Raw genomic sequence first — 26,496 nt, forward strand, 5'->3', positions numbered from 1 at the left:
CGCCGGCCTCGCCCTTCGCCTTCGCCCTCTATGCCGCCGCCTCGCTGCTGCTCGGCCTCACCCAGGGGCTCGGCCTCAATCTCGTCTCCGCCAATCTGACCGGCATCCAGGGCGCTCTCGGCATTACCCAGCTCGAAAGCAACTGGCTGGTCGCGGCCTACATGGCGACCAACATCACCGGCACCTTGCTCGTCTACAAGATGCGCACCCAGTTCGGCCTGAGGCGCTTCGCGGAGATCGGTCTTGCCGTCTACGTGCTGGTCGCCTTCGCGCACCTCTTCACCAACGATCTGCGGTCCGCCGTCGTGGTCAGGGCGGTGACCGGCTTCGTGGCGGCGCCGCTCTCGACGCTCGCCCTGTTCTACATGCTGGAAAAGGCGCCGCCGGCCAAGCGGCTGTCGATCGGCGTCTGTTTCGGCCTGTTGGGCGCGCAGCTCGCCGTGCCGCTCGCCCGCGTCATCTCGCCGGAGCTCCTGGAGATCGGCGAGTGGCACGGGCTCTATCTGCTCGAGGCCGGGCTCGCGTTGATGAGCCTCTGCATCATCCTGACCCTGCCGCTGACGCATCCGCCGCGGATGAAGGTGTTCGGCCTCGCGGATCTCGTCAGCTTCCCGCTGCTGGCGGTCGGCTCGGGCTCGCTCATCCTGGTCCTGGCGCTCGGCCGGGCCTACTGGTGGTTCGAGGCCCCCTGGCTCGGCGCGCTCGCCGCGATCGGCATCGGCGCGCTCGCGCTGATGGCCGCCGTGGAGCTCAACCGCGCGACGCCGATCATCGATCTGCGCTGGCTCTGCTCGCGCGACATGCTGGCCTTCACCGGCGCGCTGATGCTGTTCCGCGTGCTGCTCGCAGAACAGCAGGTCGGCGCCGTCGGCCTGTTCAACGTGCTCGGCCTGCAGAACGAGCAGATGGCGCCGATGTTCTGGATCGTCGCGGCGGCCACCGCCGCCGGCTACATATTCTCCAGCGTCGTGGTGACGCCGGCGCGTGCGCCCTATCTGCACCTCGCCGCGCTGGCGCTGATCGCGACCGCCGCCCTGATGGACGCGCGCGCAACCAACCTCACCCGTCCCGAACAGTTCTACCTCAGCCAGGCCATGCTGGCCTTTGCCGGCGCGATCTTCCTCGGTCCGGCCATGGTCTCGGGTTTCGCCCGCGTGCTGCAGCGCGGCACCGGCTATATCCTCAGCTTCATCGCGGTCTTCCTGGGCTCGCAGACGGTCGGCAGCATGCTCGGCTCGGCCGTGCTCGGCACCTTCGTCATCATCCGCGAAAAGTTCCATTCGAACGTCCTGGCGAGCGCGCTGACCTTGACCGACCCGCTCGTCGCCCAGCGCGTGCGCAGCTATGGCGCCGGCCTGGCGCCGACCCTGCAGGACGGGGCGCTGCGCGACGCCCAGGGCGTCGCCGCGCTGGGCCGCCTCGCGACCCAGGAGGCGAACGTCCTCGCCTACAACGACATGTTCCTCCTGGTCGCGGTCCTGGCGCTGGCAGGCATGGCCGTTCTCGTCCTGCACATGGCCGCCGATGTGCGCGCCGCGCGCCGCCGGCCGGCGCCGCAACCGATTTGAACCCGTCCGTACAAGAGAAACAAGATCATGTCCGCCACCCAGCTTTCCCGCCTCAAGATCACGCTTCCCGCGCTCGCCATCGGCCTTGCCGGCATCCTCATGGTGCTCTGGGCCTGGCAGCTGCCGCCGTTCCGTACCGACGTGCAGAGCACGAACAACGCCTATGTGAAGGGACAGGTGACACTGCTCAGCCCGCAGGTGTCGGGCTATGTCACCGAGGTTGCGGTGCAGGACTATGTGCGGGTGCGCAAGGGCGAGCTCATCGCGCGCATCGACGACCGCATCTATCGCGAGCAGCTTGCGCAGGCCCGCGCCGCGCTGCAGCAGCAGCAGGCCGCGCTGGCGAGCTTCGACCAGAACCGCGCGGCTCGCCAGGCGAGCCTCGATCTTGCCAGGGCTCAGCTCAAGAGCGCTGAAGCCGTTCTGGAAAAGGCCGAGCACGACCAGGAGCGAACCGGCTCGCTGGTCAGCCGCGGCGTTTCCTCGGCGGCGATCGGCGACCAGGTGCACGTGGCCCTGATGCAGGCTGAGGCCGGCGTCGCCCAGGCCCGCGCCAATGTCGACCTCGCCGCCCAGAACCTCGCGCTCGTCGATGCGGGCAAGCCCTCGCTGGAGGCGGGCGTGAAGAGCGCCGAAGCGGCGGTTGCGCTCGCCGAGATCAATCTGGGCAATACCCGCATCGTGGCGCCGGTCGACGGCCGGCTCGGCGAGGTCGGCGTGCGCCTCGGCCAATATGTGACGGCCGGCACCCAGCTGACCTCGGTCACGCCCGCGACCGTCTGGGTCATCGCCAATTTCAAGGAGGCACAGCTCGCCCATATGCGTGCCGGCCTGCCGGCGACCTTCACGGTCGACGCCCTCGACAACACGCCGCTGCGCGGCCATGTCGTGCGCATCGCGCCGGCCGCAGGCTCGGAGTTCAGCGTGCTGAAGCCCGACAATGCGACCGGCAATTTCACCAAGGTCGCGCAGCGCATCCCCGTGCGCATCGAGCTGGAGGCGGGTCAGGATCTCGCCGAGCGGCTGCGGCCGGGCATGTCGGTGGTGGTGGCCGTCGATACCGGCGCGCCGGTCGTGAGCGCCATCGCAGAAGCCGACCGCGCCCCGTCAGATGCCGGACGCGAGATAACCGCCGTCGACATTGATCACCGTGCCCGTGACGAAGCCCGCGGCGGGTGAGGCGAGATAGACCGCCGCGCCGACCAGTTCGTCGAGTTCGCCGAACCGGCCCATGGGCGTGCGCCGGAGCGCGCTCTCCTTGCGCTCTGGCGGCATCTTGTCCCGGTTGAGATCGGTCAGGAAGAAGCCCGGGGAGATCGCATTGACCCTGACGCCCTGCGGGCCCCATTCGGCGGCGAGCGTGTGGGTAAGCGCCAGCACGGCATGCTTGGTCATCGCATAGGGGCAGGCGCGCGGCCAGCCGCGATGGGCCGAGAGCGAGGCGATGTTGACGATGGCGCCGCTGCCGCGGGCGAGCATGGCGCGCCCGAACGTCGTGCAGGCGAAGAACACGCTGGTCTGGTTGGTCGCGACGATGTGGTTGAACTCCTCGCGCGTGAAATCCAGCGTCGGCTTGATGATCGTCGTGCCCTGGCAGGGCAGCAGCACGTCGACCTGGCCGAAATCCTGCTCCACCGTCTCGGCCAGGCTGGCGAGCGCCAGCGGATCGGTGACGTCGGCGACATAGCCCCGCGTACCGGGAAAGCGCTCGGCGAGCCGTGCGGCGGCGGCTTCGAGCTTGGGCGCGACCCGGCCGGCAATGGCGACCCGCGCGCCGGCGGCCGCATAGCCATGGGCGATGGCTTCGCCGATGCCGCTGGAACCGCCGATGACCAGCGCATTGAGGCCGGTCAGCGCCAGCGATGTCGATGGGGTCGTCATGCTCTTGTCCTCCCTGGACGGGGCGGTGGCCGCCCTCTTTTGCCGCGCGTCCGCGACCGTGCGGAGCCTGACGGGAGGATGGCCGAGGCCGCCAGACCGGGCAAGCAGACCGGCGCGGCACCGCCCTGCGTCGCTGCCGCTGGTCTCGGCCGGGGCCAGTGCTAAGGTCGGCGCGCACGGGCATGAGGATGGACAGCATGGAACCTTGCGATCTCGGAGCGGTCGAGGCACGCGCGCTGATCGGCGCGAAGAAGCTGTCGGCCAGCGAGCTGATGGAGAGCTGCATCGCGCGCATCGAGGCGGTCGATCCGGCCGTCAACGCCATGGTGGCGCGCGATTTCGACCGGGCCCGCGCGGCCGCCCGCGCCGCCGACGCCGCGACCATGCGCGGCGACCGGCTCGGGGCCCTTCATGGCCTGCCGGTCGGCGTCAAGGACCTGGAAAACACCGAGGGGCTCGTCACCACCTTCGGCAGCGTGCTGTTCCGGGACAACGTGCCGGGCCAAGACCAGCTGATCGTGCGCTCGGTCCGGCAGGCCGGGGCCATCGTCATCGGCAAGACCAACACACCGGAATGGGGCGCCGGCGCCAATACGCGCAACGCCGTCTATGGCGCGACCGGCAATCCGTTCGATCCCTCCCGTTCGGCCGCGGGATCGTCGGGCGGCTCCGGTGTCGCGCTCGCGACCAGCATGGTGCCGATCGCGACTGGCTCGGATACCGGCGGCTCGCTGCGCAACCCGGCCGCGTTCAACGGCATTGTCGGCTTCCGGCCTTCGCCCGGCGTGGTTCCGAGCGAGCGCCGGCCGCTCGGCTGGAACCCGCTCAGCGTGTCCGGGCCGATGGCGCGCACGGTGCCGGATCTGTGCCTGCTCTTCTCCGCCATGGCGAGCGATGATGCCGCCGATCCCCTGGCGACGACGATCCATGGGCGCAGCGTCCGCCGGCCGGAGGATTTTGCCGTGCCGGAGGCGATCGACCTCTCGGCGCTGCGGGTTGCGCTGACCCCCGATTTCGGCTTCGCGCCGACCGAGCGGCATATTCGCGAGGTCTTCGCCGACAAGACCGGCCGGTTCCGCGACGTCTTCGTGCAGGCCGATGAGGCGACGCCGGATTGTTCAGGTACGGACGAGACCTTCGAGGTACTCCGCTCGCTGTCGTTCCTGGCCGGCATGTACGACAAGGTGCGCGATACGCCCGACAAGGTCGGACCGAACGTGCGGGCCAATGTCGAGGAGGGGCTGCGCTACAGCGCGCTCGACGCGACCGAGGCGATGAAGCACCAGACGGTGCTCTATCGCCGCTGGCAGACCTTCTTCGCCGACTACGACGTCATCCTGAGCCCCGCGGTGACGCTCAGCCCCCGGCCCTGGTCGGAGCTCTTCCCGGCCGAGATCGACGGCAAGCCGACGCGGACCTATTTCCACTGGCTCGCCAATGCCTATGCGGTGACCGTTGTCGGCCATCCCGCGATCTCGCTGCCGGTCGGGCTCGACCGCAACGGCCTGCCCTTCGGTCTGCAGATCGTCGGCCCGCGCGGCGGCGATGCCAAGGTGCTGGCGGTGGCGGCGGCCCTGGAGCGGCTGCTCGCCGGCGACCCCGCGACCGCCCGGCCGGTGCCTGACATCGCGAAGCTGAAGGCGGCGCCCCGGATCAGCGACAGCCCGGGCTTCATGGGCTTCGACTGAGGCGGGCGGACGACGCTGGCGGCCATGCAACGCCGGTGCAATCCTGGCCGCCAGCTTCTCCCAACATGACCTCCGGTCCGCCACAAAGCAGCCGCGGCTTTGCTCGCGCCGCCCGCGATTGAAGCGCGGCCGGCGCATTCCGCGCCGTGTCGCTTTGGGGTGACATCGCATGTCTCATCTGCTTTCCCGCCGCATGGCGCTCGCCGCTCCGCTGATCGCGGCTCCCCTCGTCGCCGTCCAGCCCGGCCTTGCCGCCAGCCAGGAACTCGGTGCCCGGCTCGCGGCGCTCGAGGCGCGCAGCGGCGGCCGTCTCGGTGTTGGTGTTCTGGATACCGCGACGGAAACCCGGGGTGGCCATCGGGTCGGCGAGCGCTTCGCCATGTGCAGCACCTTCAAGTCGATCGCCGCCGCCCATGTCCTCGCCCGTGTCGATCGCGGCGAGGAACGTCTCGACCGGCGCGTCATCTTCGCCGAGAGCGACCTCGTGCCCTATTCGCCTGCAACCAAGCTACGGACCGGGGGTCAGGGCATGACCATGGCCGAAATCTGCGAGGCGGCGGTGGTGCTGAGCGACAACACGGCCGGCAATCTCCTGCTGGCGAGCTTCGGCGGGCCGGCCGGACTCACCCGATTCTTCCGCAGCGCCGGCGATACGATATCGCGGCTCGACCGCAACGAGCCCGAACTGAACAATGTCGCGCCGGACGATCCGCGCGATACCACGACGCCCGGCGCCATGTCGGAGACGGTGCGGCAGATCCTGCTCGGCGACACGCTGAAATCCGCCTCGCGGGAGCAACTGACCGCGTGGATGGTCGGCATGAAGACTGGCGACGCGCGGATCCGCGCGGGCCTTCCGTCGGGCTGGCACGTCGCCAGCAAAACGGGCAGTGGCAATGGCGGCGAGGCCAATGAGGCCGGCATCTTCTGGCCACCCGGCCGGGCGCCGGTGGTGCTCTCGGTCTACTACAGGAAAAGCGACGGCAGCTTCGACGAACGCAATGCCGTCATTGCCGAAGCCGCGCGCATCGTCGCCGCCAGCCTCTGATTTCCCACGGTCGACCGGGGCGGCCGATGCCGCTCCGGGCGCCGCATCGGGCCCGTCGGACGCCCGTGCAATCTTGCTGCAATCCTTGTCGCCGGTCCGGCGCGACAAGGCCTTCGTCCGGCCGCAAATGGGCCGCGGCTTCGCTCGCCGGCGGCCTGATCAAAAGGCGGCTTCTCCACATCGCGCTTCTTCCCGGATCCCGTTCCATGTCCCGTTCCGTCACGCGCCGCCTTGCGATCGCCGGCCCGCTGCTGGCTGCGCCTTTCGTCCTTGTCTGCCCGATCCTCGCGGCGGTCGGAGCCGGACTCGGTGACCGCCTGAGAGCGCTGGAAACGCGCCGCGGCGGCCGTCTCGGCGCCGCGATCATCGATACCGCGACCGGCGCCGGCGCCGGCCATCGCGCCGACGAGCGCTTCGCCATGTGCAGTACGGTCAAGTTCCTGGCGGCGGCGCATGCGCTGGCACGGATCGATCGCGGCGAGGATCGGCTCGACCGGCGCATCGTCATCCGCCCCGACGACGTCGTGGCCCACTCGCCGATCGCCGCGCGGCGCCTCGGCGGCGCGGGCATGACGCTGGCGGAGCTCTGCGAGGCCGCGATCACTGTCAGCGACAGCACCGCCGGCAATCTGCTGGTCGACGCCGCGGGCGGCCCGGCCGGCCTCACCGGCTATTGCCGCGCCCTCGGCGATACGGTGACACGTGTCGACCACCTCGCGCCTTACGCGGCCTCGAGCCCGAACGATGCCAACGACACCACTTCGCCGCGCGCCATGGCGGAGAATGTCAGGCGACTGCTCCTTGGCGCGGCGCTGCAGCCGGGCTCGCGCGCCCAACTCACCGCCTGGCTGGAGGCGAACCGCACCGGCGACGAGCGCATCCGCGCCGGCCTGCCGCACGGCTGGCGGGTGGGCGACAAGACCGGCTCGGGCCGCGGCGGCGAATGCAACGACATTGCCATCGCCTGGCCGCCGGGGCGCGCGCCGCTCGTCCTGTCGTTCTATTATGTCAAGGCCGGCGCCAGTGCCGCGGTGCGCAGTGCAGTGATCGCCGAGGCGGCGCGGCTCGTGGTGGCGGATCTTTGAGCGGGCGGGGGCTAGGCAGGCCGCGAGGGGGGTGTGTGCCATGTCGTCGCAGCGCATATCGCCGAGCCTCGGACGCCGCGTGCTGTGCGGCGCCATCGTTGCGGCTCCGGTCGTCCTGACATCGCGCATCTCGCCGGCCGCGGCCCTGGCCTGCCGTTTCGCCGCGCTCGAGGCCCGTTGCGGCGGCCGGCTGGGCGTCGCCGTCCTCGATACCGCGACGCGCGCCCGCACGGGCCATCGGGCGGATGAGCGTTTTGCCCTGTGCAGCACCTTCAAGCTGCTTGCCGTCGCCCATATCCTGGCTCGCATCGACAATCGCGAGGAGCGGCTCGACCGCCGGATCATCTACACGCCGGGCGAGGTCGTGCCGTCCTCGCCGATCACCGCGCCGAGCGCCGGCGCGCCGGGGCTGACGGTTGCCGAGATCTGCGAGGCGGCGATCGTGGTCAGCGACAATACCGCCGGCAATCTCCTGATCGAGATCTGCGGCGGGCCGGCCCGGCTCACCCGGTTCATCCGCACGCTCGGCGATTCCGTCACGCGCCTCGACCGCAAGCTCCCGGAGCTGATCGCGGTCGCGCCCGACGATCCGAGGGACACCACTTCGCCGGCCGCCATGGGGCAGAACATCCACCGCCTGCTGCTGGGCGACGTGCTGAGGCCCGCCTCGCGCGCGCGGCTCACCGAGTGGCTCGTGGCATGCCGGACCGGTGAGGCCCGCATCCGGGCGGGACTGCCGCGTGGCTGGCGCGTCGGCGACAAGACCGGCGCGGGGCTGGCCGGCGAGACCAGCGACGTCGGCATCATCTGGCCGCCCGGGCGCCCGCCGGTGATCCTGTCGATCTACTACGTCAAGAAGGACGCGCCGGGCGAGGCACGCAGCGCCGTCATCGCCGAGGCGGCGGGCCTGGTCGCGGCCAGCGTCTGAGGTGCCGGCCTGCGCCGTCGGCGGGGCGCCATGTCGTGCCACGGGTTGACGCGCGGGTTGCAGATCGTCTCGACTGAGCAACCCCGCATACCGGAGTGCTCCCATGGACCGTCGTACGCTTCTCAAAGGTGCTGCCGCTTCCCTGCTCGCTGCGCCGGCACTTGCCCAGGACCAGCGCGCCACGACCTTGCGCTTCGTGCCGCAGGCCAATCTCACCTCGCTCGATCCGATCTGGACGACGGCGACGGTGACCAACAATCACGGCTACTACGTCTACGACACGCTGTTCGGCCAGGATGCCAAGCTCAAGCCGCAACCGCAGATGGCCGAGAGCTACGAGGTCAGCGCCGATGGCCGGAAATGGCGCATCCGCCTGCGCGAGGGCCTGAAGTTCCACGACGGCAGCACGGTGCGCGCGGTCGATTGCGCGGCCAGCCTGAAGCGCTGGTGCCAGCGCGACATTTTCGGCCAGACGCTGGCCAAGGTCACCGAGGACTTCGTCGGCGTCGACGACCGGACGCTGGAGATCCGCCTGACCCGTGCCTTCCCGCTGCTGCTCGACGCGCTCGGCAAGGCCGACAATCCGCCCTTCGTCATGCCGGAGAGGCTCGCCGTCACCGACGGCAACAAGCAGATCACCGAAGTGGTCGGCTCCGGCCCCTACCGCTTCCTGCCGTCCGAATACAATTCCGGCAGCCGCGCGGTCTACGAGAAGTTCGACGGCTATGTGCCGCGCCAGGAGCCGCCGAGCCGCAATGCCGGTGGCAAGGTCGCCCATTTCCCGCGCGTCGAATGGCTCATCATTCCGGATGCCGCGACCGCCGCCAACGCGCTGATGCGCGGCGAGATCGACTGGTGGGAACGGCCGCTGTCGGATCTGCAGCCCATGCTCGCGCGCAACCGCGACATCGTCCGCGAGGTCATCGACCTGGCCGGGCGCACCGCGGTCATGCGGCTCAACCACCTGCAGCCGCCCTTCGACAATATCCGCGTGCGCCAGGCGGTGCGGATGGCGGTGAACCAGGAAGAATACATGCGCGCGAGCCAGGGCGACGATACCTCGTCCTGGAAGGTCTGCCGCAGCCTCTGGGGTTTCGGCACGCCCTATTATGCCGGCGAGCAGGAAGACCTGATGCCGCAGAGCATCGAGAAAGCCACCGCCGCGCTGAAGGCGTCGGGCTATGCCGGCGAGAAGGTGGTGATCATCAACCCGACCGATTTCCCCGACATCGGCCCGCTTGGCCAGGTGACCGCCGACGTGCTGCGCAAGATCGGCATGAACATCGACCTGGCCGAAAGCGACTGGGGCACCGTGATCCAGCGGCGCAACAACCGCGAAACGGTCGACAAGGGCGGCTGGAGCATCTTCCACACGCTGGGCCCGACCGATGGCTGGGGCAGCCCGGCAACCTCCAACCTGGTCCGTGGTCCGGGGCTGAGCGGTTGGTTCGGCTGGTGGACCAATCCACGTTCCGAACAGCTCGTCGACGAATGGCTCTTCGCCCCCGACGAGGCCGGGCAGAAGAAGGCGGCGACCGAGCTTGCCCGCCTGGCGCTGGAAGAGGTGGCCACCGTGCCGCTCGGCCAGTTCACCATCAAGACCGCCTATCGCAAGAACCTGACCGGCATGCTGACCGGATCGGCGCCCTATCCCTGGTCGCTGCGGCGGGTGTGACGCGGTCGCCGACGGTTCGGCGGGAAGCGAACCGTCGTGCAGTCCGTTTGCCTTGGACCTCCGGGCCAAGGCCCGGCTGGCAGCGGTCCGGCCGCTGCCGGCGCGCATGGCGCTCGCCGCCGGCGGTGTGCGCTCCCGATCGTCCCCGCGCCGGTATTGTTGCGGCCTGGCCGGCACGGACATGAGGCGGACCTGATCGGCGCACCGGTCGCCATCATCCGGAGCGAGTGGGACAGCCTCGCCAGGGACGCCGACGCCGCCTGGCTCGCGGATGCGCCGGCCGCGGCGGCGGATCCGCCACATCAAGATCGCCACAGGCACATATCTCATGCATCCTGAGGACGGCCTGGGCGATCGTTATCGCGCTACAATCAATGGTCTCGACGCGGCGCGGAGGATGTCATGATCGCGGTCATTTTCGAGGTCTCGCCGGCCGAAGGCCGCAAGGGCGACTACATGGCGCTGGCAGCCAGGCTGCGCGACGATCTCATGGCCATGGACGGCTTCATTTCGGTCGAGCGCTTCCAGAGCCTGACCGACCCGGACAAGCTCCTGTCGCTGTCGTTCTGGCGCGACGAGGCGGCGGTGGCGGCCTGGCGCAACCAGATCCGCCATCGCGCGACGCAGGCGGCCGGCCGCGGCGGCATCTTCCGCGACTATCGCCTGAGGGTCGCATCGGTGCTGCGCGACTACGGCATGAACGACCGCCGCGGGGAAGCGCCGGAGGACAGCCGTGCCGCCCACGAAGCGGGTTTCAGCGCGGCGCCGTGAGCCTGTCGATCGCGGCGAGAAGCGCCGTGTTCTCGTCAGCGCTGCCGATGGTGATGCGCAGGCGCTGGCGCAGTCCGTCCTGATCGAACCAGCGCACGAAGATCCCTTCGTCCTGCAGGCGGCGGTGCAGCCCGGCCGCGCCGCCGGCCACGGTGGCGGGGACGTCGACGAGCAGGAAGTTGGTCTGTGAGGCGGCGGGCGCGAAACCGCGCGTCGCGAGCGCGGCGGCGAGCCGCGCGCGTTCGGCCCGGATCAGCGCCCAGCCCGCCGCGGCATGGGCGCGGTGGGCGAGAGCCGTCTCGGCCAGTGTCTGCGAGATGGCGTCGACATTGTAGGAATCCTTGGTCTTGGTCAGCATCGGCGCGATCAGCGCGGGGGCGCCGAGCCCATAGGCGAAGCGCAGGCCGGCGAGCGAATAGCCCTTGCTCATCGTGCGCAGCAGCATGACGTTCGGCAGGCTGCGGACGACCGGCAGCACGTCGTGACCGAGGGCTGGATCGACGAAGTCGACATAGGCCTCGTCGACCAGCAGCACGCCTGCGAAGGTCCGGGCGACGGCGGCGATCTCGTCCACCGTGGCGAGCCGGCCGGACGGGGCATGCGGATTGACGAGGACGGCGAGCCGCGCTCCCGCCCGGTTCCACACGGCGGCCATGTCGGGCGCCGTCGACCAGTCGGCCTCGAGCGGTACGCGACAGAGCCGGCTGCCCTGAATGGCGGCGAGGACCGGATAGAGGGAATAGCTGGGTTCCGCGAGGCCGACCACGCCGCCGGGGTCGAGGAAGGTGGTGAAGGCAAGGCGCAGGAGCTCGTCGCCGCCATTGGTGGCGATGACATGGTCGGGCGTGACGCCATGGAGGCGGGCGGCGGCCGCACGGAAGCTGCGTGCCATCGGGTCCGGATAGCGACGCAGCGCATCCGGGTCGATCGTGCCGAGCGCGGCCATCACGGCGGGCGCCGGCGGATAGGGGTTCTCGTTGGTGTTGAGTTTGGCGACGACCAGGCCATCGGGCTGCGCTCCGGGCACATAGCCCGCCATGTCGGCGACGTTCTGACGTTCGAACACTTCGGCCCCCGGAGTTGGCGAATAGCGAATGGCGAGTGGCGAATAGCGGAGCAGGGTCCGGCCGCGAGGGAACCACGTCCTCCGTGCCCCGACCCGCCACTCGCCACTCATTATTCGCCATTTCCTAACGGCCGCGGAACACCGGCTTGCGCTTCTCGAGCCAGGCGTCCACCGCCTCGCGGTGGTCCTCGGTTTCATGCGCCATGGCCTGGAAGGCGGCGGAGAGTTCGAGCAGCGTGTCGAGCCTGACATGCTGGCCCTCGCGCAGCAGCCGCTTGGAGAAGCGCAGGGCGGTTGCCGGATTGGCGGCGATCCGCCCGGCAAGCGCACGCGCCTCCGGCATCAACTCGTCATGCGGCACCACCTTGGACACGAGGCCGCAGGCCTTGGCCTCCTCCGCCGACAGGCTGTCGCCGGTGAAGGTCATCTCGGCCGCCTTGGACATGCCGACGACGCGCGGCAGCAGCCAGGCGCCGCCGTCGCCCGGGATGATGCCGAGCTTGACGAAGCTCTCGGCGAAGACCGCCTTGTCGGACGCGATGCGGATGTCGCACATGCAGGCGAGATCGAGGCCGACGCCGATGGCATGGCCGTTGACGGCGGCGATGACCGGTACTTCCAGGTCATAGAGGGCAAGCGGGATGCGCTGGACGCTGCGCCGGTAGCTGTTGCGCGTCGCAATCGGGTTCTCGCGCGGCGCGAAGCCGGACCGGTCGCGCATCTTCTTCAGGTTGCCGCCGGCGCTGAAGGAGGCGCCGGCGCCGGTGAGGATCACCGCCGCGATCGAGGTGTCCGCGGTGATCGCGCGACAGGCTTCGACGAATTCGTCGCAGCTTTCCACGTCGGAAATGGCGTTGCGCTCCTCCGGCCGGTTCATCGTCAGGGTGACGATCGCGCCGTCGCGGGAAATGTCGAGGAAAGAGGTCATGGCATGTCGTCTCGCGTCAGAAGGGGCCAGAGCCGGTCGCCGCCGGCGGCCAGCACGCGTGCGCCGAGCTCCTCGGCCCACCAGGATTCGGCACCGAATTCCAGGCGCCAGAGCCAGAGGCGGCGGGTGAAGTAGTGCAGCATATGCTCGTCGGTGACGCCGATCGCGCCATGGACCTGGTGGGCGATGGCCGCGCCGATCCTTGCCGCTTCGCTTGAGCGGATGCGCGCGACCGCCGCTTCGAAGCCGGCGGCATCCGGCCGCGCCGCGTCCCGGTCGAGCGCGCGCCAGCCGGTGATCGCGGCGACTTCCGCCGCCGCGACCTCGGCGGCGAGCTGGGCCAGCGATTGCTGGATGGCCTGGAAGCGGCCGATCGGCCGGCCGAACTGCTGGCGCGTATTGGCGTAGTCGACGGAGAGTTCGAGCAGCTTGCGGAGCGCGCCGGCGATCTGGCTCGCCCGCATCAATGCACCGAGAACAAGGATCCGCTGCGCGCCGCCGGGGCCGGCGGGGGCGGTCGCAACCGGCGGGATGCCGCGCAGCACCACATCGTCCCGGCTGTCGCGCCCGGTGCTGGCCAGGGGCTCGGTCTCGGCCATGCCGAGATCGACGAGGCAGAGCCGCGCGGCATCCTTCGGTCCCGTCACCGTGACGAGATGACCGGCCGACCGGCCGAAGGCCACCGCCGGCAGGCGGCCGTCGAGCCGGCCCTCGGTCAGGGCGAGCGGCCGGCCGTCGGCAATGGTCATGGCGCCGTCGGGGACGGCGATGCCGGCCTCGGCGAGCAGGGCCGCCGCGATCATGGTCTCGCCGAGCGGGATCGGGGCGGCGAAGCGGCCGGCCAGATGCAGCACGGCACCGGCATCGGACCAGGCGAGCCCGTGGCCGCCCTGCTCCTCCGCGACGAGGGCGCGCGGCAGCTCGAAGGCCGCGACCGCGTCCCAGAGCGGCGCGGACCAGGCGCCGGCCTCGGCCGCTGCGAGCGTCTTGCGGTCGACATGCTCGGTGAGAAGGCGGGCGAGCTGGTCGCCGATGATGCTGGCCAGGTCCATCGCGGTCACCTCAGGCCCAGGCCGCGGGCCGTGAGGCCGCGCATGATTTCGCGGGTGCCGCCGCGCAGCGAGAAGGTCGGCGCCACCTGGGTGACGAAGGCGGTCGCGGCGGCGAGCCCTCCGGGGTCGGAAAAGCCGGGCGGCAGGCCGATCAGGTCCTCGATGAACTGGGGCGTCGCCTGTTCGAGATCGACGCCGAGATCCTTGACGAGGGCGGCTTCGTTGAGCGGCGTCGCACCGGCCTCCAGCATGCCGGCGACCGAAAGCGACATGGCCCGCAGGGTCGCGAGCCGCGCCACCATCCGGCCGAGATCGCGCGCCGTCTCGGCCGAGAAGCCTGTCTTGCCGACGGCATCGATGGCTGGCGGAAGCAATGGGAAGGCGCTGAGGTAGCGGTCGGGCCCGCTGCGCTCGAAGGCCAGTTCGGCATTGACCTGGGCCCAGCCGTCGCCCTCCCGTCCGATGATCATGTCCTCCGGCACGAAGACGCCGTCGAAGCGCACCTCGTTGAAATGGCGCTCGCCGGTGAGGTCGGCGATCGGCCGGATCTCGATGCCGGACGCGGAGAGGTCGATCATGAACTGCGACAGGCCGGCATGGCGGCTCGTCTCCGTCGCCGGCGCGGTGCGGAACAGCCCGATCATGAAGTCGCAGTGATGGGCGTTGGTGGTCCAGATCTTGGCACCATCGAGCCGCCAGCCGCCGGTGACGCGGGTGGCTCGCGAGCGGAGCGAGGCGAGGTCCGAGCCGGAATCCGGCTCGCTGAGGCCGATGCAGAAGGCGAGCTCGCCGCGAGCGATGCGCGGCAGGATCTCACGCTTCTGGCTTTCGGTGCCGACCCTCAGGATCAGGGGGCCGCTCTGCCGGTCGGCGATCCAGTGCGCGCCGACGGGCGCGCCGGCGGCCAGCATCTCCTCCAGCATGACATACCGCTCGAAGGCCGAGCGCGCGCTGCCGCCATAGGCCTTCGGCCAGGTCATGCCGATCCAGCCGCGCTTGCCGACAGCGCGGCTGAAATCGCGATCGAAGGCGATCCAGGACCTCGCGCGGTCGGCCGTCGTCCAATCGGCGGAAATCTCGGCGAGAAAGCTGCGCAGCTCGCGCCGCAGCTCGCGGGTCGCGTCCTCCGGGAGGTCGCAGGGGTCGAAACGGAATCCGGCGGGCATGGCATGATCCTTCGGTCGTTCCGAGGTTAGATCGGAACGCGCGGGCGGGTCATGCGCCCCTTTCGGGGGAGGCATTACGGACGAGGCTGCGCCCGGATGGCCGGGCTCGCGTCCTCAGGCGCTTGCCGGCTGGTGCGGGCCGGTCCGTCCCTCGTCCAGGAACTCCTGGATGATGCGGTCGCAGGCGTGGACGCAGACGAGCCTGAGCCGGCCGGCGCCGACATTGACGAATTTGTGCGGCACGCCGGCCGGCCCGACCAGGATGTCGCCGGGCCCGGCGCGCAGGCACTCGGTGCCGACGGTGAATTCGGCCTCGCCCGCCTCGACCACCCAGGTCTCGGTATAGGGATGGACATGCAGGCGCGGCCCCTGGCCGGGCTCGTTGTCGACGAGGAAGAACGAGACCTGGGAGCCGTGCGCGCCGCCGTCGAAACGGGCGGTGCGGCTGGTGCCGGCGGGCAGGTCGGAACGATGGATGACGGCAGTCACGGCTCAAATCCTCCCTATGGCTCTGGGCCCGCAATATATCTTAGCGAGAAGATATATGGATGAAAAATATCTTCTCGTCAAGATATCTCGCGGCTATACAGAAACGGAAGACGCGGCAGGAGGACGGGGCTGATGGCGGCCGATCACGTCGAACGCTTGCGCGGCCAGTGGCGGCGCGAACTGCCCGACCTCGACACCGAACCGATGACCGTTCTCGGCCGCGCCTACCGGCTGTCCAATCTGGTCCGGCCGAGCATCGAGGCGGTCTTTGCCGGCTTCGACATCGACCGGGGCGAGTTCGACGTCCTGAGCACGCTGCGCCGCGCCGGCGCGCCGTTCAAGCTCACGCCGACCGAGCTCTACCGGTCGCTGATGATCACGTCGGGCGGCCTCAGCCACCGGCTCGTGCGGCTCGAACGCGCGGGCCTGGTGCGGCGCGAGAAGTCGGCGGAGGACGGCCGCAGCCTGCTGGTCACGCTGACCGAGAAGGGGCGGGAGCGTGTCGAACAGGCGGTCCGGGCCGACATGGCCAACGAGCAGCGCTTCCTGGAGGGGCTGAGCCCGGCGAAACGGGCCGCCCTGGCCGATCTCCTGCGCGAGCTGTTGACCCAGGTCGAGGCGGCCGCCGAGGCCGGAAGCGGGACGCCGGCTATTGCGGATCCCCCGCCGCCGCGAGCCGCTCGGCGGCCATCGTCTCGGTGATCCAGTCGACGAAGGCCTTCACCTGCGGGCGCGTGCGGTCCTCGCGGCGATAGACGAGACGGTGCGCCACAGAACGCTCGCCGGCCGGGCCGAACGGCATGACGAGACGCGCGTCGGCCAGCATGTCGGCGGCCTGCAGGTCGGATTCGAGCACCAGGCCATGGCCGTCGGCCGCCGCGATCAGCGCCAGGAAGGCGCGGTCGAACTGCAGGCTGCGCGGACTGAGCATGACGTCGGGTGCATGCCGCGCGATCCATTCGTCCCACTGCACCACGCAGCGCACCGAATGGATGAGCGGCACGCGGGCAATGGCCTCGACATCGGCGATGCCGTGCTCGGCGACGAAGGCAGGGCTCGCCAGCGGCACGATGCGCTCTTCGGCGAGCACGATGCTGTCGCAGGCTTCGGGGACGGGCCGGGCATATTGGATGTCGAGCATGAAGCCGTCGTCGCCAAGGCTCGCCGGTTCATGGCCGGCGAACAGGGTGAGATCGATATCCGGATGGCGCCGGCGGAAGGCACCGAGCCGCGGCATCAGCCAGAGCGTCGCAAAGCTCGGCGCGGAATGCAGCATCAGCCGCAGCACCTTGCCGGAGGCGGTGAAGCGGCTGGTGGCGACCGCGATGCGGGTGAAGCTCTCGCCGAGCGCGGCGGCATAGGCGAGCGCGTCCTCGGTCGGCAGCACGGCACGCCGCGCGCGCAGGAACAGCGGACGGCCGAGAATGTCCTCGAGCAGACGGATCTGATGGCTGACCGCCGAAGGCGTGACGTTCAGCTGCCGGGCGGCCCGCGCGAAACTGCCGGCCTCCATCACGGCGGAAAAGGTGAGGAGGCACCGCAGCGGCGGCATTCCCTTGATCATGGATGAGCTCAGATCACCGATTTCGTCAGTTTATTTCAATTTCATGGATTCAGGCTTGTTGATAGCCTCTGCCGGAGTTTTTCGGGGACCGGAAGTCATGAACCTCAATCGTATGCTCCTGGAACGCCAGGCCGCCGGTCGGCCGGTCACGGTCGGCCTGATCGGCGCGGGCAAGTTCGGCACCATGTTCGCCAGCCAGGTGCGCCAGACCGCCGGCATGCACCTCGTCGCGGTTGCCGACCTCGACACCGCGCGCGCCCGGTCGCAGCTCGCATCCGCGGCCTGGCCGCAGGCGCAATATGCCGACCGGTCGATCGACGACGCGCTGAAGAGCGGAGGCACGGCCGTCATCGACAATGCCGACCTGATGATCGGCCATGGCGCCATCGAGGTGATCATCGAGGCGACGGGCGATCCCGGCGCCGGCATCCGCTTCGCGCTGAAGGCGATCGACAACGGCAAGCATATCGTCATGGTCAATGTCGAGGCCGACGCGGTGGCCGGGCCGCTCCTCGCCCGCCGCGCGCGCGAGGCCGGCGTCGTCTATTCGCTCGCCTGGGGCGACCAGCCGGCCCTGATCGCCGAGCATGTCGACTGGGCTCGCACCTGCGGCTTCAAGGTGGTGGCGGCCGGCAAGGGCACGCGCTACCACCCGACCTATCATCGCTCGACGCCGGATACCGTCTGGGACATCCTGGACAAGTACATGAAGATCCAGGACCGCAGCTCGATCAATCCCAAGATGTTCAACTCCTTCGTCGACGGCACGAAGTCGGGCATCGAGATGACCGCGGTCTGCAATGCCACAGGCCTGGAAGCCCAGAGCGAGGGGCTGTCCTTCCCGCCGGCCATGCGTTTCGAACATGCCGAGATCTGCAAGCCGCGCTCGGCCGGCGGCGTGCTCGAACGCGCCGGCGTCACCGAGGTGACCTCCTCGGTCTATCGCGACGGCACGGATGTGCCGCACAGCCTCGTCATGGGCACATATGTGGTCTTCGAGACCGACAGCGCCTATTCGCAGGAATGCTTCCGCGAATACAGCATGCTGCCCGATGCGAGCGGGCGCTATGCCGCGCTCTACCGGCCGATCCACATGATCGGGCTCGAGCTCGGCGTGTCGGTGGCGTCCGCCGCGCTTCGCCGCGAGCCCACGGGCGCGCCGGTCGTGTTCAATTCCGACGTGGTCGCCACTGCCAAGCGCCCCCTGAAGGCCGGCGAGATGCTGGACGGTGAGGGCGGCTTCTGCGTCTGGGGCAAGCAGACGCCGGCCGGACAATCCCTGGAACAAGGCTATTTACCGCTCGGCCTTGCCCATGGCATCAAGCTGAAGGTCGACATTGCCGAAGGTCAGCGCCTGAAGTGGAGCGATGTCGACTATGATCCGAACAATCTCGCGGTCCGCGTGCGGCGCGAGATGGAGGCGGCCTTCTCTCGTCCCAACGCCCGCGGGGCCTGAGACCGGCAGGTAGTCGAGGGCGGCAAGGGGAGGCCCGCCCTGGGCGTGCATGCAGTGTCGAAACCGGAGCGCCGGCGCGTTCTCGGCTGGCTGGCAGCGGGCCCGCTCCTGGTCAGCGCGCCGGCGGTCCTGAAGGCAGAGCGCCTGCAATGGGTCGGCGTCACGGCAACGCCGGCCGCCGACTTCATCGGCATGGGCCTCGATTTTTTCGCCAAGCGTGTCGCCGAGCTGACCCGCGACCAGATCGTCATTTCCTCGCATCACGGCGGCTCGCTCGGCGGCGAGCGCGATCATGTCGAGGCGCTGAGACGCGGCGCGGTGCATGTGGCCGCGCCCGGCCAGGCGGTGCTCGCCGGCTGGTATGCGCCCGCCCAGGTCTGGGGCGAGCCCTATCTGTTCCGGGATGTCGGCCACAAGAACCGCGCCTGGGACCATCTGCGCCCCGACTATCAGGCGGCGATTGCCGAAAGCGCCGGCCTCCGGCCGCTCGGCGCCATTCCGCGCATGCCGCGCCAACTCGGCTGCAACCGGCCGGTGCGCTCGCCCGCGGACATGAAGGGCCTGAAGATCCGCGTGCCGGAAGGGGCGGTCTGGCGCCGGACCTTCGAGATGTTCGGGGCCGAGCCGCGGCCGCTGTCCTTCGCCAGGGTCTACGACGCCCTGAAGGCCGGCGATGTCGACGGCCAGGAGAATCCGGTCGCGCTCGCCTTCAGCGCCGGCTTCTTCGAGATCAATTCGCATCTCTCGCTCACCGGCCACATGATGCAGGACAACTGCATTCTTGTCGCCGAGGCCGGCTATCAGCGCCTCTCGCCCGAGCTGAAGGCCGCCCTCGACCGGGCGGCCCGCGACATGGAGGCGGAGCTGCGCCCGCGCGTGAAGGCCGACGACGCGGTGGTGATGAGCCAGCTGAAGAGCCGCAAGGTGATGGTCACCGAAGTCGATGTCGGAGCCTTCGCCGCGACGGTCGCCGGTCTCAGGCAGGAGTTCGAGGCCGGGGCCGGCTGGCGCGAGCGCATCATCCGCCTGGCTTGACAAGGCGGCGCGCCTGCCGCAGTCATCTGCCATGACCTGTCGCAGCACGCCCTTCGCCCAGTCGAAAAAAGCCCCCCTCTAGGGGCAGATGGTCAGCGCGCGCAGTCGAAAAGCAAGCACTCGGATCAGATTGACCCCGCCGGTTTGGACGGGGTTCCTGCGCGCGCTCCGTCTCCGGCGTCAAGGAGATGGACAATGTCGCAATCGCATCATTCGACGCCGCGCGGCCTCTGGCTGCCGCTCGTCACACCGTTTCGCGACGGCCGGCTCGACGAGCCCTCACTCCGCCGGCTCGTCGCGCATTTTGCCGCGGAGCCCGTCGACGGCTTCATTCTGGCAGCGACGACGGGCGAAGGCATGGCGCTCGACGACGAGGAGACCGAGCGCCTGGTCGCAATCGCCGGCGAAGCGCTCGATGCGTCGAATCGACGGGTGCCGCTCTATCTCGGCCTGTGCGGCAGCGATACGCGCAAGGTGGTGAATGCTCTCGCGCGGACGGCATCGTGGGCCGTCGACGGCTATCTGATCGCCTCGCCCTATTATACCCGGCCATCGCAGCAGGGGCTGTCGAGCCATTTCTCGGCGCTGGCCGACAGCACCGAAAGGCCGATCCTCATCTACAACATTCCCTATCGCACGGGCGTCAATCTCGGCAACGAGACCATGCTGCGCCTGGCCGAGCGCGCCAATATCGTCGGCGTCAAGGATTGCTGCGCCGATGCCGCCCAGTCGTTCGATCTGCTCTGCCGCAGGCCCCGGGATTTCGCGATCCTCACCGGCGAGGACCAATTGTTCTACACGGCGCTGGCCCAGGGCGCCGACGGCGGCATCACGGCGTCCGCGCACGTTGGGGCCCATGCCTTCGCCGATATCCGCGGCAAGCTGCTTGCGGGCGATCAGGCCGGCGCGCTCGCCGACTGGAAGCGCCTCGCCGGCTTGCCGCGCCTGCTCTTCGCCGAGCCGAGCCCCGGCCCGATCAAGCATTGGCTCTGGCGCGAAGGCCTGATCGACAGCCCGGAAATGCGCCTGCCCATGGTGCCCATCACCGACGCGCTGGCCGCCTGCATCGACCGGGCGATGACGGAGCGGGCCTGCGCTTCTCTTCGCTCCCTGTGACCCAACCCAGGCGGGGCGGTCCGAGGAGCCGCCCCGCTGGGCGCGCCGGTTCGGCAGAAGCCGTGGATCATCGGCGCGGGCAGAGGAGCGGCGGTTCCGATCCGGACCGTCTTGTCAGGACTTGGCGGCGAGTTCCGCCGGCACCAGCCGCACGCCGTGATAGCGCTCGTAGATTTCGACGAGCTTGCCGTTCTCCAGATTGGCCCTGACCCAGGCGTTGAGCTTGTCGCGCAGCTTGGTCTCGTTCTTGCGCAGGGCAATGCCGAGCGGGAAGCCCTTCATGACGAATTTGGTGTCGAGGTCGAGCTGGGGATTGTCCTTGCGCAACTGGTTCAGCAGCGGCAGCGAGGTCGCGTAGATTTTCAACTGGCCGGAGGTGATGGCGACGGTGGAGGTCGGGTCGTCCTCGAAACGGACGATCTGCACGCCGCTCACCCCGGCGGTGCCACGGGTGAGCTCCTGATCGTTGACCGTGCCACGGGTGACCGCGATGCCGCCCTTGCCGGCGAGGTCGGCATAGGAGGCGATGTTCATCGCCTTCGGCGCCGCGACCACGCACTGCAGCTCGGCATAGGCGGTCGAGAAGTCGATGACCCGCTTGCGCTCCTCGGTGATCGACAGCGCGGAAATGACGAGGTCCGCCTTGTTGGTCATCAGGTATTGCACGCGGTTGGCCGTGGAAACCTGAACGATCTCCAGCTCGACGCCGAAATCCTGGGCGAGCAGGCGCGCGGTTTCGACATCGGAGCCGGTCGGCTTGAACTCGGCGTTCATCATGCCGTGCGGCGGATTGCCGAGGTCGATCGCGACCAGGAGCTTCTTGCGCTGCATGATGGTGTCGAGCCCGTCGGCCGCGGCGGGCACGGCCGAGAGGCCGAGAAGAGGCAGGCCCGCGAGGCCCGACAGGAAGAGGGTGGCTGAACGGCGATCCATGGTTGCGTTCCTCGGTTGATCTCTTTGGGTCTTGCACGAGCCGTCGTGGCGCGGCCTTGGTCGGAAGGGCATTGACGCGTCAGAGGCCGATGCCGACGAAGCTCTTGAGTTCCGGAGTGGCGGGATTGCGCAGGATTTCGGCTGATCCGGTCTCGCGGATCTGGCCCTCGTGCATGAAGATGATGCGGTCGGCGACCCGTTCGGCGAAGGCCATTTCATGGGTCACCAGCAGCATGGTCATGCCCTGCCCGGCGAGTTCCTCGATCACTTTGAGCACCTCGCCGGTAAGCTCCGGATCGAGCGCCGAGGTGACCTCATCGAACAGCATGACCTGTGGGCGCATGGCGAGGGAGCGGGCGATGGCGACGCGCTGCTGCTGACCGCCGGACAGTTGCTCCGGATAGGCCTCGATCTTGTCGAGCAGGCCGACCTGGGCGAGCACCTCGCGGGCGAGTTCGCGGGCCTTGCTGCGCTCGACCTTCTTCACCCAGCGCGGTGCGAGGGTGATGTTCTGCTCGACGGTGAGATGCGGAAACAGGTTGTAGCTCTGGAAGACGATGCCGACATCCTGGCGCAGCTTGCGCAGAACGATGCCGGGATCCGAGACCACATGGCCACAGACCGTGATCGAGCCCTGGTCGATGGTCTCGAGGCGGTCGATGCAGCGCAGGGCCGTGGACTTGCCCGAGCCCGAACGGCCGATCAGGGCCACGACCTCGCCCTTGGCGACGTCGAAGGAAAGGCCTTTCAGGACCGCGATCTGGCCGAAGCGCTTGTGGACGTCGCGAAAACTAACGATGGGCGACATTGAGTTTTCTCTCGAGGCGCCGGCTCAGCCAGGACAGCGGATAGCAGAGCAGGAAATAGAGACCCGCGATCACCAGGTAGATCCGGAACGGCTGAAACGTGGCGTTGTTGATGAGCTTGCCGATATAGGTCATCTCGGCCATGCCGATGACCGAAGCGATCGACGTGTTCTTGACGATCTGCACCATGAAGCCGACGGTCGGCGGAATGGCGATGCGTACCGCCTGGGGCAGGATGACGAGCACTATGCGTTCCCAGCGCGTCAGCGCCAGGCAGTCCGCGGCTTCCCATTGGGTCCGCGGCACCGCTTCCAGACAGCCGCGCCAGATCTCGCCGAGATAGGCCGCGGCGAACAGCGTCATGGCGATGCAGGCGGCGACCAGCGGCGGCATGTCGAAGCCCAGCACGGGCAGGCCGAAATAGAGGACGAACATGACGATCAGGAGCGGCGTGCCCTGGATCAGATTGACGTAGCCGAGCGCCAGGTTGCGCACGACGGGATTGTCGGAAATGCGCGCCAGCGCCACGCCGAAGCCGACCAGGCCGCCGGCGAGGAAGCCGACCAGAGACAGGAGGACGGTCCAGCTCAGCCCGTTCATCAACGCGGCCCAGTGGGCCGGGGATAGTCCAAGAAGCGCGGCCATCACAGCGGCGTCCCCAGACGGCGGCGGCGCGCGAAGGCGAGTTGCCCCACGGCCCAGAACAGGCCCCGCATGAGGAAGGAGAGCGCCAGATAGAGCGCCGCGACCACCAGGAACACCTCGAAGGGGCGGAACGTGTCGGACTGGATGCGGTTGGCTGCCGCGGTCAGCTCCTCCGCCGAGATCTGCGAGACGATGCTGGTGCCGAGCATGAGCAGGACGTACTGGCTGGCGAGCGCCGGATAGACCTTTTCGATGGCGGCCGGCAGCACGATGGTCGCCAGGACCTGCCAGCGCGACAGGGCAAGGCAGTCACCCGCCTCGACCTGGCCGCGCGGAATGGCCTGGATGCCCGCCCGGATGATCTCGCTCGAATAGGCGCCGATATTGATCGACAGCCCGACCACTGCCGAGACCGTGGCGGAGAGCTTCAGCCCGAGCGACGCGAGCCCGAAGAACACGACGAAGAGCTGCACCAGGAGCGGCGTGTTGCGGATGATCTCGACATAGAGACCGATCAACATGCGCAGCACGCGCGAGCGGCTCGTGCTGCCGACGGCGCAGAGGGTGCCGAGCAGGAAGCCGAGCACCGTCGCCATCAGGGCAAGCTGGACGGTGAGCAGAAGCCCATCCGCCAGCATCGGCCAATAGTCGCGCAGGAACGAGAAATCGAAGCTGTAGCTCATGGTCCAGGGCTTTGCCCTTCTTTCCTTGGGTTTCCTCGCAGGCAGGCGCGTCAGGCCATGAACTGTCCGCCGTTGACCTCCAGGACCTGACCGGTCACGTAGCCGCTCATCCGGTCGGAGGCGAAGAACAGATAGCTGCCGATGCAGTCGTCCGGTGTCCCGATGATGCCCATCGGGATCGTCTTGCGCATGCCCTCGAGGATTTCCGGCGTCGAATAGCGCTCGTGGAACGGCGTCGAGATCACGCCGGGCGACACGCCGTTGACACGGATATTGGCGCTTGCGAGCTCCTTGGCGAGGTTGCGTGTGGCGTTCAGCACGAAGGCCTTGGCGCCGGCGTAGAGCAGCGCGCCGGGACCACCGCCATTGCGCGCGGCGACCGAGCTCGTGTTGATGATGCTGCCTCGGCCGGCCTTGCGCATGTGGCGCGCGGCGGCCTGCGAGGCGACCACGACCGAGCGCACATTGAGATCGAGCACGCGGTCGTAGATCGCGTCGTCGATGTCGTCGAGCGGGACGCGCTTGACCAGCGCGCCGGCATTGTTGACCAGCACGTCGAGCCCGCCGAGACCGGCAGCGGCCTCATCGACGATGCGGGTCGCTTCCTTGCCCTTCGACACGTCGCCGCCGACGAGGACGCAGGTGCCGCCCGCGGCCTTGATCGCGGCGGCCACGGCTTCGGCCTCGGCCTTGCTCTGGTTGTAGTGGACGGCGACGGCGGCGCCGCAATCGGCATAGGCCTTGGCCACGGCGGCGCCGATCCCGGTGCTCGATCCGGTGACCAGGATACGCTTGCCTTCGAGGTCGTTGAACATGTTGGCTCCTTGTCCCGTCGCGTCAGGCGAAGGCGGGATAGCGGCTGGGGAAGGTCTGGCCGGCTTCGGCGAGTTCAGGCGCGCCGGCGAAGGCCGGGCACTCGGTCCATGGCCGCGCCATGGCATCGGTCATCCGGTTGATCTCGGCGAGATAGCCGGTGCTTTCGGTCGAAAGCGCCCGCTCCATCGCGGCCAGGTCCGGATAGTGCTGCTGGAAGGCCTGCCACCAGATGGCGCGGCCGGCGAGGAAACCGTTGGCCCCGGCGGTGAAGGCGTAGTGAAGAACGCGGCGGAACTCCTCCATGCCGGCCCCGGCCGACAACATGACCCAGGGCTTGTCGATCAGCTTGCCCAGGTCGTCGAACCAGCCTTGCGCGTCGGCGACGGCGCTCGATCCCGAGGCCGGATCGGGCAGGTGGTTCGCCGCGAGCGGGCTCTCCAGCTTGTAGATGTCGACGCCATATTCGGGTGAGGCGAAGTCGCGCACGCTCTGCAGCACGAGCTCCGGCCGCTTGTCCTTGTGCTCGATATAGTCGGTGGTGTGACCCGCTGCCCCGGCGAAGGGGAAGACCAGCAGTTCGAGCAGGAAGGCGAGATCATAGGCCTTGCAGGCCGCGCCGACCTCGCGCACCAGCCGATGCTGATGCTCGCGCACGTCGGCCGAGCAGTCCGGGCGGTACCAGAGCAGCAGTTTCACGCCGTCGGCGCCGGCGCGCTTGATCTTGTCGACGCCCCAATCCTTCATGATGTGGGTCTTGCGCCCGCCGGCGCTCTCCTCGAAGGCGAAGTTCTCGAGCGTCAGAAGCAGTCCAGGCTGGGCCGGCAGCACCTCGAAGGCGTGGCTGTAGCCATAGTCGGGATCGATCAGCACGGCGGTGCTCGCGGGCGCCAGCGCCTTCACCAGGGCGCGCTTGACGCCGCCGACATTCTCATAGGAGGCGGAGCCGGCGCCGAGCTTCTGGTCGATCGCCTTGATGATCGGCGGCCGCTGGTCGGCAGCCATCATCTTGAAACGGCCTTGCGCGTCGGCGAGACGGCGCATCGTACGGAACTTGCCGGCCGACAGGGAACTGGTCATGCGAAATCCTCGGTGACGGTGGATGCTTGGCGCGCGACGAAGGCGGCGACCTCTGCGGCGGTCGGAATGGTGGCGCCGCCGCCCCAGCGGGTGCATTTCACCGCGGCGACCAGGTTGGCGAACCGCATGGCCTCCCGTGGCGCGAGGCCGCGCGCGACAGCGAGCGCGAAGGCGCCGTGAAAGACGTCGCCGGCGGCGAGCGTGTCGACCGCGTCGATGCGGATGCCCGGCTCGCGATGGAAGCCGGCGGCATCGACCCAGCACGCACCGTCCTCGCCCAGCGTGACGCCGACCAGGAGGTGGCCGCCCTGATCGTAGATGCTGCGCAGGGCCGCTTCGGTCGTCCGGCCCGCCCCGGCCATCTGGGCCAGCGCCGGCTCGGAAAAGACCACGTGGGAGGCAAGCGGGACGAGCCCGGCGAGCGCGGTCGGATCGGAGGTCAGGTCGGCATCGAGCACGGTCGGCTTGCCGAGCCTCGTGGCCCGCTCGATGACCGCCCTGGAAGCCGCCGGCCAGCGCACGTCGGCAAGGATCGCATCGAAGCCGTCGACGTCGTCGAGCGGCAGCCATGAGGCATCCGTGTCGAGATTGGGGTCGGCGAAGACGAGCAGCATGCGCTCGCCATCCTGGGTGACGCCCACGGCGGAAATGCCGGACCTGGCATGGTCGACGCGGCGGATGCGCGAGACGTCGACATCGCTGCGGCTGAGGTCGGCGACGATGCGATCGCCCTGCATGTCGTTGCCGATGCGCGCCCAGAGCGTCGCGGCGCCGCCCTGGCGGGCGATGGTGATGGCGGCGTTGGCGGCCGGGCCGCCTGCGGCGGAGGCGAAATCGGAGGCGAAGATCTTCGTCGGCCGCGTCGGAAAGGCCGGCAGGGCGAAGATCTCGTCATAGACCGCAACACCGACGCACAGCACAGAGGTCATGCGCGGTCCTTGCCCTTCGTCCCCGCCATTGCTGGCTCCGGGCCGCTTCGGCGCGCCGACCGGTCGATCCCGTTGATCATCCTTCATCGCT

26 protein-coding genes are annotated in these 26,496 nt (G+C 69.1%); 12 read left to right on the forward strand and 14 right to left on the reverse strand.

The window, feature by feature from the left end; all coding sequences use genetic code 11:
- Both OZ671_RS04985 and OZ671_RS04990 read left to right on the forward strand, forming a co-directional pair.
- The coding region (locus OZ671_RS04985) for an MFS transporter (RefSeq protein WP_268859705.1) at positions 1-1,568 on the forward strand (1,568 nt) is incomplete at its 5' end.
- A 27-nt stretch (positions 1,569-1,595) separates the two neighbouring features.
- Positions 1,596-2,747, forward strand: coding sequence for an HlyD family secretion protein (locus OZ671_RS04990; protein ID WP_268859706.1), 1,152 nt, complete (start codon positions 1,596-1,598; stop codon positions 2,745-2,747).
- Here OZ671_RS04990 and OZ671_RS04995 read toward each other — a convergent pair.
- A complete protein-coding gene (locus OZ671_RS04995) occupies positions 2,676-3,449 on the reverse strand; it encodes an SDR family NAD(P)-dependent oxidoreductase (RefSeq protein ID WP_268859707.1) in 774 nt (257 codons plus the stop codon). The two genes, OZ671_RS04990 and OZ671_RS04995, sit on opposite strands and share 72 nt — an antisense overlap.
- Positions 3,450-3,637: 188 nt before the next feature.
- Here OZ671_RS04995 and OZ671_RS05000 point away from each other — a divergent pair, with 188 nt between their 5' ends.
- From OZ671_RS05000 to OZ671_RS05025, 6 genes are all read left to right on the forward strand, one after another.
- Positions 3,638-5,137, forward strand: coding sequence for an amidase (locus OZ671_RS05000; RefSeq protein ID WP_268859881.1), 1,500 nt, complete (start codon positions 3,638-3,640; stop codon positions 5,135-5,137).
- 169 nt (positions 5,138-5,306) lie between these two features.
- Positions 5,307-6,185: a class A beta-lactamase gene (gene bla, locus OZ671_RS05005; RefSeq protein ID WP_268859708.1), complete on the forward strand. Its 879-nt coding sequence runs from the start codon at positions 5,307-5,309 to the stop codon at positions 6,183-6,185.
- A 206-nt stretch (positions 6,186-6,391) separates the two neighbouring features.
- Positions 6,392-7,270, forward strand: a complete 879-nt coding sequence (gene bla / locus OZ671_RS05010; protein WP_268859709.1) for a class A beta-lactamase — start codon at positions 6,392-6,394, stop codon at positions 7,268-7,270.
- Positions 7,271-7,310: 40 nt separating this feature from the next.
- Positions 7,311-8,198, forward strand: coding sequence for a class A beta-lactamase (bla, locus tag OZ671_RS05015; RefSeq protein WP_268859710.1), 888 nt, complete (start codon positions 7,311-7,313; stop codon positions 8,196-8,198).
- A 103-nt stretch (positions 8,199-8,301) separates the two neighbouring features.
- A complete protein-coding gene (locus OZ671_RS05020; protein WP_268859711.1) occupies positions 8,302-9,873 on the forward strand; it encodes an ABC transporter substrate-binding protein in 1,572 nt (523 codons plus the stop codon).
- 402 nt (positions 9,874-10,275) lie between these two features.
- Positions 10,276-10,644: an antibiotic biosynthesis monooxygenase family protein gene (locus OZ671_RS05025; protein ID WP_268859712.1), complete on the forward strand. Its 369-nt coding sequence runs from the start codon at positions 10,276-10,278 to the stop codon at positions 10,642-10,644.
- On the opposite strand, the gene OZ671_RS05030 is transcribed toward OZ671_RS05025, so the two are convergent.
- The 5 genes from OZ671_RS05030 to OZ671_RS05050 form a co-directional block, all read right to left on the reverse strand.
- Positions 10,628-11,710 (reverse strand): pyridoxal phosphate-dependent aminotransferase, encoded by a 1,083-nt coding sequence (locus tag OZ671_RS05030; RefSeq protein WP_268859713.1) that lies wholly within the window; start codon positions 11,708-11,710, stop codon positions 10,628-10,630. The two genes, OZ671_RS05025 and OZ671_RS05030, sit on opposite strands and share 17 nt — an antisense overlap.
- Before the next feature lie 124 nt (positions 11,711-11,834).
- Positions 11,835-12,638 (reverse strand): crotonase/enoyl-CoA hydratase family protein, encoded by an 804-nt coding sequence (locus OZ671_RS05035; RefSeq protein ID WP_268859714.1) that lies wholly within the window; start codon positions 12,636-12,638, stop codon positions 11,835-11,837.
- A complete protein-coding gene (locus OZ671_RS05040) occupies positions 12,635-13,690 on the reverse strand; it encodes an acyl-CoA dehydrogenase family protein (protein ID WP_268859715.1) in 1,056 nt (351 codons plus the stop codon). Before OZ671_RS05040 ends, OZ671_RS05035 begins: the two co-directional genes overlap by 4 nt.
- A gap of 5 nt (positions 13,691-13,695) precedes the next feature.
- Positions 13,696-14,856: an acyl-CoA dehydrogenase family protein gene (locus OZ671_RS05045; protein WP_268859716.1), complete on the reverse strand. Its 1,161-nt coding sequence runs from the start codon at positions 14,854-14,856 to the stop codon at positions 13,696-13,698.
- A 114-nt stretch (positions 14,857-14,970) separates the two neighbouring features.
- Entirely contained in the window at positions 14,971-15,345 is a 375-nt protein-coding gene (locus OZ671_RS05050) for a cupin domain-containing protein (RefSeq protein ID WP_268859717.1), read from the reverse strand.
- A 132-nt stretch (positions 15,346-15,477) separates the two neighbouring features.
- On the opposite strand from OZ671_RS05050, the gene OZ671_RS05055 reads away from it, so the two are divergent.
- Entirely contained in the window at positions 15,478-16,047 is a 570-nt protein-coding gene (locus OZ671_RS05055; protein WP_268859718.1) for a MarR family winged helix-turn-helix transcriptional regulator, read from the forward strand.
- On the opposite strand, the gene OZ671_RS05060 is transcribed toward OZ671_RS05055, so the two are convergent.
- On the reverse strand, positions 15,995-16,909 hold the full coding sequence (locus tag OZ671_RS05060) for a LysR substrate-binding domain-containing protein (protein WP_268859719.1): 915 nt from the start codon (positions 16,907-16,909) through the stop codon (positions 15,995-15,997). The two genes, OZ671_RS05055 and OZ671_RS05060, sit on opposite strands and share 53 nt — an antisense overlap.
- A 97-nt stretch (positions 16,910-17,006) precedes the next feature.
- Between OZ671_RS05060 and OZ671_RS05065 the strand changes: the two genes are divergently transcribed.
- The 3 genes from OZ671_RS05065 to dapA all read left to right on the forward strand — a co-directional run bounded on the left by OZ671_RS05065 (position 17,007) and on the right by dapA (position 20,516).
- Positions 17,007-18,365: an NAD(P)H-dependent oxidoreductase gene (locus OZ671_RS05065; protein ID WP_268859720.1), complete on the forward strand. Its 1,359-nt coding sequence runs from the start codon at positions 17,007-17,009 to the stop codon at positions 18,363-18,365.
- 45 nt (positions 18,366-18,410) lie between these two features.
- Complete coding sequence (locus OZ671_RS05070) at positions 18,411-19,400, forward strand: TRAP transporter substrate-binding protein (protein WP_268859721.1); 990 nt, start codon at positions 18,411-18,413, stop codon at positions 19,398-19,400.
- Positions 19,401-19,595: 195 nt separating this feature from the next.
- Positions 19,596-20,516, forward strand: coding sequence for a 4-hydroxy-tetrahydrodipicolinate synthase (gene dapA / locus OZ671_RS05075; RefSeq protein WP_268859722.1), 921 nt, complete (start codon positions 19,596-19,598; stop codon positions 20,514-20,516).
- Between the two features lie 114 nt (positions 20,517-20,630).
- Here dapA and OZ671_RS05080 read toward each other — a convergent pair whose 3' ends face one another.
- The 7 genes from OZ671_RS05080 to OZ671_RS05110 form a co-directional block, all read right to left on the reverse strand.
- Positions 20,631-21,449: a transporter substrate-binding domain-containing protein gene (locus tag OZ671_RS05080; protein WP_268859723.1), complete on the reverse strand. Its 819-nt coding sequence runs from the start codon at positions 21,447-21,449 to the stop codon at positions 20,631-20,633.
- Between the two features lie 79 nt (positions 21,450-21,528).
- Positions 21,529-22,257 (reverse strand): amino acid ABC transporter ATP-binding protein, encoded by a 729-nt coding sequence (locus OZ671_RS05085; protein ID WP_038309293.1) that lies wholly within the window; start codon positions 22,255-22,257, stop codon positions 21,529-21,531.
- Positions 22,241-22,900 (reverse strand): amino acid ABC transporter permease, encoded by a 660-nt coding sequence (locus tag OZ671_RS05090; RefSeq protein ID WP_038309296.1) that lies wholly within the window; start codon positions 22,898-22,900, stop codon positions 22,241-22,243. Before OZ671_RS05090 ends, OZ671_RS05085 begins: the two co-directional genes overlap by 17 nt.
- Positions 22,900-23,583: an amino acid ABC transporter permease gene (locus OZ671_RS05095; protein WP_038309299.1), complete on the reverse strand. Its 684-nt coding sequence runs from the start codon at positions 23,581-23,583 to the stop codon at positions 22,900-22,902. The genes OZ671_RS05090 and OZ671_RS05095 overlap by 1 nt, the downstream gene beginning before the upstream one ends.
- Before the next feature lie 50 nt (positions 23,584-23,633).
- Positions 23,634-24,398 carry an SDR family NAD(P)-dependent oxidoreductase gene (locus OZ671_RS05100; protein ID WP_268859724.1) on the reverse strand — a complete coding sequence of 255 codons (765 nt, stop codon included), beginning with the start codon at positions 24,396-24,398 and terminating at the stop codon, positions 23,634-23,636.
- Between the two features lie 22 nt (positions 24,399-24,420).
- Positions 24,421-25,476, reverse strand: a complete 1,056-nt coding sequence (locus OZ671_RS05105) for a tagatose 1,6-diphosphate aldolase (protein ID WP_268859725.1) — start codon at positions 25,474-25,476, stop codon at positions 24,421-24,423.
- A complete protein-coding gene (locus OZ671_RS05110; RefSeq protein ID WP_268859726.1) occupies positions 25,473-26,405 on the reverse strand; it encodes a PfkB family carbohydrate kinase in 933 nt (310 codons plus the stop codon). Before OZ671_RS05110 ends, OZ671_RS05105 begins: the two co-directional genes overlap by 4 nt.
- Positions 26,406-26,496: the final 91 nt, after the last annotated feature.

Source organism: Phreatobacter sp. AB_2022a, from assembly GCF_026847585.1.
GTDB lineage: Bacteria > Pseudomonadota > Alphaproteobacteria > Rhizobiales > Phreatobacteraceae > Phreatobacter.